We start from the raw sequence: 9,237 nt of genomic DNA, 5'->3' as shown, positions 1-9,237 counted from the left end.
CCCGATTTGGTCTGCCGTTCGCCGGTTGGTAGTGTTGTCAGTGCGCCGCGGGGTGGAGCAGTTCGGTAGCTCGCTGGGCTCATAACCCAGAGGTCGCAGGTTCAAATCCTGTCCCCGCAACGAGAAGCGAAGGCCCCGGACCATCTGGTCCGGGGCCTTCGCCGTGTCCCGCTCGTCGTCCGGCCCGCAGGGCACCAGTGGCCGGCACGATGCGTGCCGGCGGGGGCGGAGCGGTCAGAGGCGGCCTCAGAGCTTGTCGAAGTCCGCCTCGTCGACGGCCGGCGTCGAACCCGCCTCTGCGGCCGCGCCCGAGGTTCCGGAGCTGCCGATCGCGGCGGGGGAGCCGCCCTGCTTGAGCGCCGCGAGGCGCGCCTCGATCTCGGTGCGCTCCCCGAGGTCCTCAAGCTCGTTGAACTGGGCGTCGAGGCTGCTTGCCGCGAGCTCCTCCTGGCCCCGGACCCTGGCTTCCTCGCGGCGGACCTTCTCCTCGAACCGCGAGACCTCACTGGTGGGATCCATGATGTCGATGCTCTTGAGAGCGTCGTGGACCTGGGTCTGCGCGGCGGCCGTCTTGGCACGGGCGACGAGCTCGTTGCGCTTCGCTGTGAGCTCGTTCAGCTTGCCCTTCATCTGCTCGAGGCCGGTCTTGAGCCGATCGACGACCTCCGACTGGGTCGCGATGGTGGGCTCGGCGGCCTTGGCCTCGTTCTCCGACGTGATCTGGCGCTGGATCGCCACCTTGGCCAGGTTGTCGAACTTGGCGGCGTCCGTCGAGTTGCCTGCAGCCCGCAACTCGTCCGCCTTGCGGGACGCGGCGAGCGCCTTGTTGCCCCAGTCCTGGGCGGCCTTGACGTCCTCGGCATGGTCGTCCTCGAGCATCCGGAGGTTCCCGATGGTCTGGGCGATCGCAGACTCCGCCTCGGCGATGTTGTTGGTGTAGTCGCGGACCATCTGGTCCAGCATCCTCTGGGGGTCCTCGGCCTGGTCCAGCAGGGCGTTGATGTTCGCCTTCGCCAGCTGGGCGATGCGGCCGAACATGGACTGCTTGGTCATAGTGCTCCCTTTCGTGTGTGTGGAACGGTCGTTGAGGGACGCGTACCCCCGTGTGCGGCCTAGAAGCTGCCGCCGTCGCCGCCGAAGTCCCCTCCGCCGCCGAAGCCTGAATCGAAGCCGCCGCCTCCGCCGCCCCAGCCTCCGCCGAAGCCGCCGCCGTCGCCCCAGCCGCCACCGCCGCCGTGATGGTGGCCGCCCGAGAGGATCGAGTTGATGATGATCCCGCCGAGCACCGCGCCGGCGATGCCGCCCCCGTCGCGGCGCCCCCCGAACATGCCGCCGTAGCCGGGACCGCCGCCCCACCCGGCGAACTGGTCCACGTCCTGCTGCGCGATCTGCGCGGCCTGGGCTGCCAGGGCGTTCGCCTGCTGCGCGTAGGCGAGCGCGGTGACCGGGTCCGTGCGGGAGATCGAGAGTGCATAGTCGAGGTTCCGCTGGGCCTCTGCGAGGCGGGTCCTCGCCTCCGTGCCGACCCCGCCGCGGCGTGCCGCGATGTAGTCGCTCGCAGCGCCGATCTGAGCCTGTGCGCTCGCGACCGCCTGCTGGAGCGAGGCTTCGGCGCGCTGAACCTGCTGCTGCCGGTCGCGTACGCCTGTGAGGGCCTCGTCGAGCTGTTGATGGGCGGCCTCCACGCGCACCAGAGCGGCCACCGGGTCGATCTTGGGGGAGGCGGAAAGCTCCTGCTGCACCTGGCCGAGCGCGGCGTCCACGGCCGCGATGGGACCTGTCAGCTCGGGATGCTGGCCCGAGCTGGCCACCGCCTTGGCCTGGGCCAGGTCGCCTTGGGTGTCGGCCAGCGCGGCGTCGAGGCGGGTGCGGGCGTCGTCGAGCGAGGATGCCGCCTTGTCGATCGCGTCGAGGAGCACTCTCGCTTGGTGGAGCGCCCCTTCGGCGGCCCGGACCGCGACGGCGGCGGGGCTCGTCTCGCCCTCCGCGAGCTTCTGCCGGGCGGTGGAGGAGGCGTTCTCCACGAAGGCGAGCCGTTCCTTGGCCTGGGTGATGTTGTCGGCGACGTGCTTGAGGGCGGAGTCGGCGTACTTGGCGCGGAGCTGGTCGAGCTCCGCCTCGGCGGCCACGAGGCGGGAGTTGGCCTCCGCAGAGCCGCTGGCGACGTCGTTGAGTGCGGCCGGCGCGTTGCGCTCGAGTTCGCGGAGGGCATCGAAGTCTGCCTTCTGCTCCGCGAGCGACGCGATCGCCGCTTCAGACCGGCGGATGATCTCGCCGAGCCAGGTGCGCTGCTGCTCCTCCGTGTCCGGGATGTGGTCGTCGAGCTGCTGCTGGAGCTTGAAGGACTCGCCCATGTGGGCCTTGGCCTCCGCGAGGGCCTTCGTGAAGGCGCCCACCGCCTCGGTGCCGTAGGACGCCTCGGCGAAGCCGAGCTCCTGCTCGCTCGAGCGGATCGCGTCGTCGGCGCGGACCAGCAGCCCGTTGGCCTTGGTCCGCAGCTCGGCGACGCTCAGGCCCGCGAGAGGATCCCGCTCTCCCTCATGGGGCCCGAGCGTTCCGGCGACGCCCGGCCGGGCCGCCGGTCCCTTGCGGCGGCGGGCGATGAGATAGGCTCCCGCGGCGCCCGCAACGACGACGCCGCCGCCGATCAGCCACGGTGCGGCGCCGGCGTCCGAGGTGGGAGTCCCGCTGCCCCCGCCGGCGGCGTCTCCGACGGCCTTCGCCGTGTCGATCGCCGCCTGCGCGAAGTCGCGCTTCCCTCCGGCGAGGTTGGGGGTGACGGCGTTCTGGCCGATGGCCGACAGCTTGGAGTAGACCTTCGCGTTCTGGGTGTTGGCGAGGAGCTGGTACTGGCCCGAGGTCGCGATCGCGAGGAGGACGTCCGCGCTGCCCATGCCGGTGTTCTTCGCCACGGTCTGCGCCCACACCGTGCGGTCGCTCGGGTTGGTGAAGGTATCCACGATGACGACATAGAGGTTGACCCGATGCTGCGTGAGCAGGTCCTGGACGGCCTTCTGGACCTCGTCCTTCCGTCCGCCGAGTGCGCCCTGCGTATCGACGATGTTGGTGCCCGAAGGAATCGTGACGGGGTCGGTGGCCCAGGCGGCTGCCGTTGCCGGGAAGAGCATCAGCAGCGCTGCCGCCACGGCAGCCAGGAGTGTCTTCGCCGTCGAACGCATGGGCCACCCTTCGCTCAGCCCGGAGGCTCCGGCCCCCGGTTCGGCACAGCCCCCTGCACGCCACGTGACGGGCGGCTGTGGCACGTCACCTTGATTCTAGGGGCGCCCGCAATGCGCCCGCACGCCTCGGCGTGCGCCCGCAGCGAACGGGTGAGCCCGCGGGAGCGGGAGGCAGACGCTCCCTGCAGACTCCCAGCCAACTTCCAGAGAACGAAAGCGTGCGGCACAGCTTGACAGGGAATAGTTAGGAGCAGAGCAGAAAGGACAGCTGAGATGAACGAGACCTATGGTCGCCCTGATCGTCCCGCCGGAGCCGGAAACGACGCCGCGCAGGACGGGCGTCCGACGCCGGCTGGTGCCACCGAGCCCCTGGCGTCGCCTCAGCAGGACGGCATGGATCAGCCCGCTCGCGAGGCGCAGGACGGAACCCAGCCGGGGAGCGGCGTCGCCGGTGCGGAGCGCGGCCAGGTTCCCCCGGCGCCTCCGCAGGCACCGCGTTTCGGCCAGTACGCCCCCACCCAGCAGCATCCGCAGGTCCAGCCGCCCACCCAGCAGCAGGGGCAGGCGCCGCAGGGTGGCCAGCCCGGCCCCGGCAACGCGCCCCAGTGGGGCCAGAGCGCCCCGCAGGGCCAGGGTTACCCCGGCCAGCATCCCCAGCAGGCCCAGCACCCCCAGCAGGGCCAGCCGTACGGAGGCCCCTCACCCTTCGGCCCGACCGGCCCGCAGGGCTCCGCGTTCTACCGGAACGACACCCAGCGGCAGCGCCAGGGCCGGTGGGGAACCGGCGTGCTGGTCGGGGGCATGCTGGTCGCAGGCCTCGTCGGCGGGGGTGTCGCTGCCGGAACCTCGAGCCTGTGGGCCCCGCGGGCGGGCACGGTGGCCTCCTCGACGGGCGCGGCCCCCGTGATCGTGAACAACCAGGACAGCGTCAACGCCGTCACGGCTGCGGCGGCCAAGGCCGCCCCGAGCGTCGTCACGATCGGCGTCACCTCGGGCAACTCCTCCGGGACGGGCTCGGGCGTGGTGATCGACGACCAGGGACACATCCTGACCAACACCCACGTCGTGACGCTCGACGGCCAGGTCGCCAACCCGAGCATCGAGGTCCGCGCCAGCGACGGGTCGGTGTATAAGGGCACAGTCGTCGGCACCGATCCCCTGAGCGACCTCGCCGTGGTCAAGATCGAGGGAGCGAACCTCCCGGCCGTCTCCTTCGGGGACTCGTCCAGGCTCAACGTAGGCGACATCGCCGTGGCCATCGGCGCCCCGCTCGGACTCGACAGCACCGTCACCGACGGCATCGTCTCCACCCTCAACCGCACCATCTCGGTCGCATCCTCCGCCGCCCCGCAGGGCGGCGACAGCTCGCAGGGGGACAACGGCCAGGGCTTCCAGTTCGCCCCGCCGAACGGCCAGTCGCAGCGGCAGTCAGCCCAGTCCACGGTCAGCATCAACGTCATCCAGACGGACGCGGCGATCAACCCGGGCAACTCGGGCGGCGCCCTCGTGAACAGCAAGGGGGAGCTGGTCGGGATCAACGTGGCGATCGCGTCGACGGGGCAGGGCTCCACGAGCTCGAGCTCCGGCAACATCGGAGTGGGCTTTAGCATCCCCGCGAACTACGCCCACCGGATCGCCCAGGAGATCATCGCCAACGGCAAAGCGACCCACGGCCAGCTGGGCGTCTCGGTCCAGCCCAAGGCGGCCAACGGGTCGAACTCGTCCTTCTCGGTGGGTGCCCAGGTCGCCGAGGTCACGAGCGGTTCGGCTGCGGACAAGGCTGGCATCAAGGTCGGCGACGTCATCACCGGCTTCGCGGGCCGGCACATCGGAGACGCGAGCGAGCTCACCGCGGCCGTCCGCGAACAGGCCGGAGGCTCCACCGCAAAGGTGAGCCTCCAGCGCAACGGGCAGAACATGGATGTGGATGTCACGCTCGGGACGGCCAAGTAGGCCCGGGCGAGCGGCGCCGTGACCCGCGGCGTGGGACAGCGCACGACGGCGAGCCCAGGCACCCAGCCTGCGCTCGCCGTCGTGCGTCTGGCCGCCGGGCCGGCCGCCCTGGCCTGCGCCCGCATTCCGGCCCGGCGAACCGACACACGGAGTCAAACGGGGGAGCGCGGGGGCAGCGGCGTGTGGTTAGCTAGGGCGTGCCCGGCTGCCGCACGCATGCCGGACGCGCGAGCGCGCCCGCCCCGCGGGCCGGCGGCACCCCTGCCGCGCGAGTGACCCCGCCCGCGCCAAGCGGCGAAGATGGAAGGCCATGGACTGTGGGAGACACCCTCAAGATCGTCGTGCTGGTCAAGCACGTCCCTGATGCGCAATTCGACCGTCACATCGGCAGCGAGCGCACCCTCGACCGCTCCGAGAGCATCCTCTCCGAGCTCGACGAGTACCCCCTCGAGGCGGCGCTGCAGCTGTCCGAGGCCCGCGGCGGCGACAAGGGCGGCAACGAGGTCATCGCCCTGACGATGGGCGGCCCTGACGCCGCGAACGCCCTCAAGAAGGCCCTGCAGATCGGCGCCAGCTCGGGGGTGCACCTCAGCGACGAGGCGCTCGCGGGCTCGGACGCCTGGGCGACCGGGCTGGCCCTCGCGGCGGCCATCCGCCACATCGGCGACGTGGACCTCGTCCTGACGGGAATGGCCTCGACCGACGGCGAGACCTCGCTCGTCCCGGCCCAGCTCGCGGAGCGGCTCGACCTGCCGCAGCTGACCTTCGCCTCCTCGCTCGAGGTCGAGGGCCGCACCGCCCGCATCCAGCGCGATGGCGACGGCCACTCGGACACGGTCGAGGCCGAGCTGCCGGCGCTGGTGTCGGTGACCGACCAGATCAACGAGCCGCGCTACCCGAACTTCAAGGGCATCCTTGCGGCCAAGAAGAAGAAGATCGCCACCGTGACCCTTGCCGACCTCGGGGTCGACGCCGGCCGGGTCGGCGCCGCCGGCTCGCTCACCGCCGTCGAGTCCGCCGAGCCGCGGCCCGCCCGCACCGCCGGGACGATCATCACGGACGAGGGCGACGCCGGCGTCAAGCTCGTCGACTTCCTGGCCGCCCAGAAGCTCATCTGAGGGAGAGAGAACTCATGACTGCAGCAAATGTCCTGGTTGTCCTCGACGCCCCCGGAGCGTCCCTCACGAAGTCCCAGCGGGAGGTCCTCACCGCCGGACGCATCCTCGGCACGATCGCTGTCGCCGCGACCGGCCCGGTCTCCGACGCGGTGCGGGGCGAGCTCGCCGACCACGGCGCCGAGGCGGTGTACGTGCCCGAGGGCGCTGACCTGTCCGAGTACCTCGTCGGCCCTTCGGCCGCTTGGGCTGCCGACGTGGTCGCGGCGGCAGGTGGGATCACCGCCGTCGTGCTCGACAACTCGCCGACCGGCAAGGAGACCGCGGCGCGGCTCTCCGTGCGGCTCGACGCCGGCGTGGTCACCGATGTCGTGGCCCTCGAGGCCGACGGCACGATGCACAAGGCCGTCCTCGCCGGGTCCTACGAGGTCAGGGCCCGTGCCACGAGCGCCGTCGCCATCGTCACGGTCAAGCCGAACAGCGTCGAGGCTGCGCCGGCCGAAGCTGCGGGCGCGGCGGAGCCCGTGACTGTCCCCGTCCCGCAGGCCGCGCTCGCCCGCGCCGCCCGCGTGACCGGCCGGACCGAGAAGCCCGTCACGGGGCGGCCCGAGCTCACCGAGGCGCGCGTCGTCGTGGCCGGGGGACGCGGGACCGACGGGGACTTCGGGCCGATCGAGGAGCTCGCCGACGCCCTCGGCGGGGCGGTCGGCGCTTCCCGCGCCGCGGCCGACGCCGGATGGGTCAGCCACGACCTCCAGGTGGGCCAGACGGGCAAGACCGTCTCGCCGCAGCTCTACATCTCCGCGGGGATCTCGGGCGCGATCCAGCAGAAGGCCGGTATGCAGACCGCCAAGGTCATCGTCGCCGTCAACTCGGACCCCGAATCGCCGGTGTTCGAGATCGCGGACCTCGGCATCGTCGGGGACCTCTTCGAGGTCCTCCCGCAGGCCACTGCCGAGATCAAACGGCGACGCGGGTGATGCCCGAGGCCCCTGCAGCGACCGGGCCTTTCGACCCGGCGCGCCACGCGGTGCGCCGGGTCGTGGCCTTCGGGGCGCACCCGGACGACCTCGACTTCGGCGTCTCGGGGACGGTCGCAGCGTGGACGGCCGCCGGCGTCGAGGTGCACTACTGCATCATGACCGACGGCGACGCGGGCGGCTTCGACCCCGCCCACCGGGCCAGCATTGTAGCGATGCGGCACGAGGAGCAGCGCTCCGCGGCCGCGCTCGTGGGGGTGGACGACGTCCACTTCCTCGGCTATCGGGACGGGTACCTCGAGCCGTCGCACGAGGTGATGCGCGACGTGGTCGAGCTCATCCGGAGGGTGCGGCCCGACGTCGTGCTCGCGATGCACCCCGAGCGGAACTGGGACCGCATCCAGAAGTCCCACCCGGACCACCTCGCCTGCGGCGAGGCGGTCACCCGGGCCATCTACCCGGCGGTGGAGAACCCCTTTGCCTACCCCGAGCTCGCCGAGGCCGGGCTGGACGCGTACCGCGTGCCGTGGCTGTGGCTCTATGCAGGGCCGGCCGAGCGGACCAACCACCGCGTGGACGTGAGCGCGTTCGTCGACACGAAGATCACCGCGCTTCAGGTGCACATCAGCCAGCACCCCGACGTCGCCGCCATGGAGGAGTCGGTGCGCAGCCGCATGCGGGCCAGCGCCGCTGCCGCTGGGCTCGCCGAGGGGTCCTCGGCCGAGGAATTCCACGTCGTCTCGGTCAACAACCCGGAGACGATCGCCGGATTCTGACGGCCGCGGGCTCGCGCCGGAGCCTCAGAGCTGCGCGCCGGCGTACCCGTTCTGGCGCCAGGCCTCGTACACGGCGATCGATGCCGCGTTGGCGAGGTTCAGCGAGCGGCGAGAGGGCTGCATGGGGAGGCGGACGCGCGCTGTGACACGGGGGTCGGCGAGGACGTCCTCGGGCAGCCCCACGGACTCCGGCCCGAAGAAAAGCACGTCGCCGCGACGGTAGTCGACGTCCGCGAACTGCGTGTCGCCGTGGGACGTGAAGGCGAAGACGCGGGCGGGCAGGAGTGCCGTGAAGGCGTCGTCCAGGCTCTTGTGCACGGTCACGACGGCGAGGTCATGGTAGTCGAGGCCGGCACGGCGGAGTTTCGCGTCCTCGAAATCGAAGCCGAGGGGCTCGACGAGATGCAGCTCGGAGCCCGTCACCGCGGCGAGCCGGATGGCGTTTCCCGTGTTGCCGGGGATCTCGGGGGTGTAGAAGAGGATGCGGAACACGCCCTCCATCCTACGGCCGTCGCGGCGCAGTCCCGCGACGATGCGCGGCGTCGCCCGCGAGCCTCAGTGCAGGCCGGTGAGCAGGCGCGCGAAAGCCGGGACGAACACGACGTTCGGCTGCGGGCCGGAGGCGAGGAAGAACGTGAGCTCACGGAGGAATTTGGCGGCGTTGCGGGGCTCGATGAGCCCTTCCGTCCCTCGGCGGACATCGATCACCGGCTCGTGCAGGTTCTCCTGGGGTGTCTGCACGAGCACGAAACCCTGGACGTTGAGCTCGGGGAACAGGTTCTGGAAGTGCCGGACCTGCTCGGCAAGCCGCGGCGGGGCGACCACGCGGCCGCCGTGGAGCAGGTGCGCGCCGTCCCACGCGTAGTTGCCCGCTGGCACGAGCATCGAGTCCACGAGCGCGAGCCGGTAGCCGGCCAGTACCGCATGGGCGATGTGCACCGATGAGGCGGGGGAGCGGAGGCCGTTGAAGAGCCGCGCAGCGGGGATCGAGGTCAGGACGTGGCGCCGGATCAGCGCGGCCGTCCGCAGCTCCCGCTGGATGCGGGCGTCCGCGCCGAACAGGCCCCGGCGGCGCGGGACGCCGTGCTCGGCGCGCGCGGCGACCTCGGCGGGCACGAGCGGGGTGGTCCCCGGCGCGAACGGGGGCACGTACACCGCAGGCTCGCCTGAGGGGTTGCGCCGCCCCGCCTCGCGCGAGGCGGCCCGCGCGCGGAAGCTGCCGCCCGGCGTCGTG

General features: G+C 71.9%; 8 protein-coding genes and 1 tRNA gene. 5 read left to right on the top strand and 4 right to left on the bottom strand.

The window, feature by feature from the left end; translation table 11 throughout:
* Positions 1-46: 46 nt before the first annotated feature.
* Positions 47-120 (top strand) — tRNA-Met (locus tag ABD298_RS05200).
* Between the two features lie 126 nt (positions 121-246).
* On the opposite strand, the gene ABD298_RS05195 is transcribed toward ABD298_RS05200, so the two are convergent.
* Positions 247-1,053 carry a PspA/IM30 family protein gene (locus ABD298_RS05195; protein ID WP_344298585.1) on the bottom strand — a complete coding sequence of 269 codons (807 nt, stop codon included), beginning with the start codon at positions 1,051-1,053 and terminating at the stop codon, positions 247-249.
* A gap of 59 nt (positions 1,054-1,112) precedes the next feature.
* The gene (locus tag ABD298_RS05190; RefSeq protein WP_344298584.1) at positions 1,113-3,179 is read right to left on the bottom strand and encodes a TPM domain-containing protein; all 2,067 of its coding nucleotides are present in this window, start codon (positions 3,177-3,179) and stop codon (positions 1,113-1,115) included.
* Positions 3,180-3,572: 393 nt separating this feature from the next.
* Between ABD298_RS05190 and ABD298_RS05185 the strand changes: the two genes are divergently transcribed.
* From ABD298_RS05185 to ABD298_RS05170, 4 genes are all read left to right on the top strand, one after another.
* Positions 3,573-5,132, top strand: coding sequence for a S1C family serine protease (locus tag ABD298_RS05185; RefSeq protein WP_344298583.1), 1,560 nt, complete (start codon positions 3,573-3,575; stop codon positions 5,130-5,132).
* Positions 5,133-5,449: 317 nt separating this feature from the next.
* Positions 5,450-6,250, top strand: coding sequence for an electron transfer flavoprotein subunit beta/FixA family protein (locus tag ABD298_RS05180; RefSeq protein WP_344298582.1), 801 nt, complete (start codon positions 5,450-5,452; stop codon positions 6,248-6,250).
* 14 nt (positions 6,251-6,264) lie between these two features.
* A complete protein-coding gene (locus ABD298_RS05175; protein ID WP_344298581.1) occupies positions 6,265-7,227 on the top strand; it encodes an electron transfer flavoprotein subunit alpha/FixB family protein in 963 nt (320 codons plus the stop codon).
* A complete protein-coding gene (locus ABD298_RS05170) occupies positions 7,227-8,003 on the top strand; it encodes a PIG-L deacetylase family protein (RefSeq protein ID WP_344298579.1) in 777 nt (258 codons plus the stop codon). The genes ABD298_RS05175 and ABD298_RS05170 overlap by 1 nt, the downstream gene beginning before the upstream one ends.
* 24 nt (positions 8,004-8,027) lie before the next feature.
* Here the strand turns inward: ABD298_RS05170 and ABD298_RS05165 are convergent, their stop codons facing one another.
* Positions 8,028-8,495: a tRNA (cytidine(34)-2'-O)-methyltransferase gene (locus tag ABD298_RS05165; RefSeq protein ID WP_344298578.1), complete on the bottom strand. Its 468-nt coding sequence runs from the start codon at positions 8,493-8,495 to the stop codon at positions 8,028-8,030.
* A 63-nt stretch (positions 8,496-8,558) separates the two neighbouring features.
* Positions 8,559-9,237 (bottom strand): molecular chaperone DnaJ (locus ABD298_RS05160; protein WP_344298577.1); only part of this gene is annotated, 679 nt, incomplete at its 5' end.

It is taken from the genome of Sinomonas flava (genome assembly GCF_039531875.1).
Classification (GTDB): Bacteria; Actinomycetota; Actinomycetes; order Actinomycetales; family Micrococcaceae; genus Sinomonas; species Sinomonas flava.
This window is presented reverse-complemented; position numbering and strand designations above follow the sequence as displayed.

Bases quoted from the DNA above. Each gene is read 5' to 3' on its own strand.
- ABD298_RS05185 (WP_344298583.1), top strand. From the start codon at position 3,573: ATGGATCAGCCCGCTCGCGAGGCGCAGGACGGAACCCAGCCGGGGAGC.
- ABD298_RS05195 (WP_344298585.1), bottom strand. From the start codon at position 1,053: ATGACCAAGCAGTCCATGTTCGGCCGCATCGCCCAGCTGGCGAAGGCG.
- ABD298_RS05170 (WP_344298579.1), top strand. From the start codon at position 7,227: ATGCCCGAGGCCCCTGCAGCGACCGGGCCTTTCGACCCGGCGCGCCAC.
- ABD298_RS05175 (WP_344298581.1), top strand. From the start codon at position 6,265: ATGACTGCAGCAAATGTCCTGGTTGTCCTCGACGCCCCCGGAGCGTCC.
- ABD298_RS05190 (WP_344298584.1), bottom strand. From the start codon at position 3,179: ATGCGTTCGACGGCGAAGACACTCCTGGCTGCCGTGGCGGCAGCGCTG.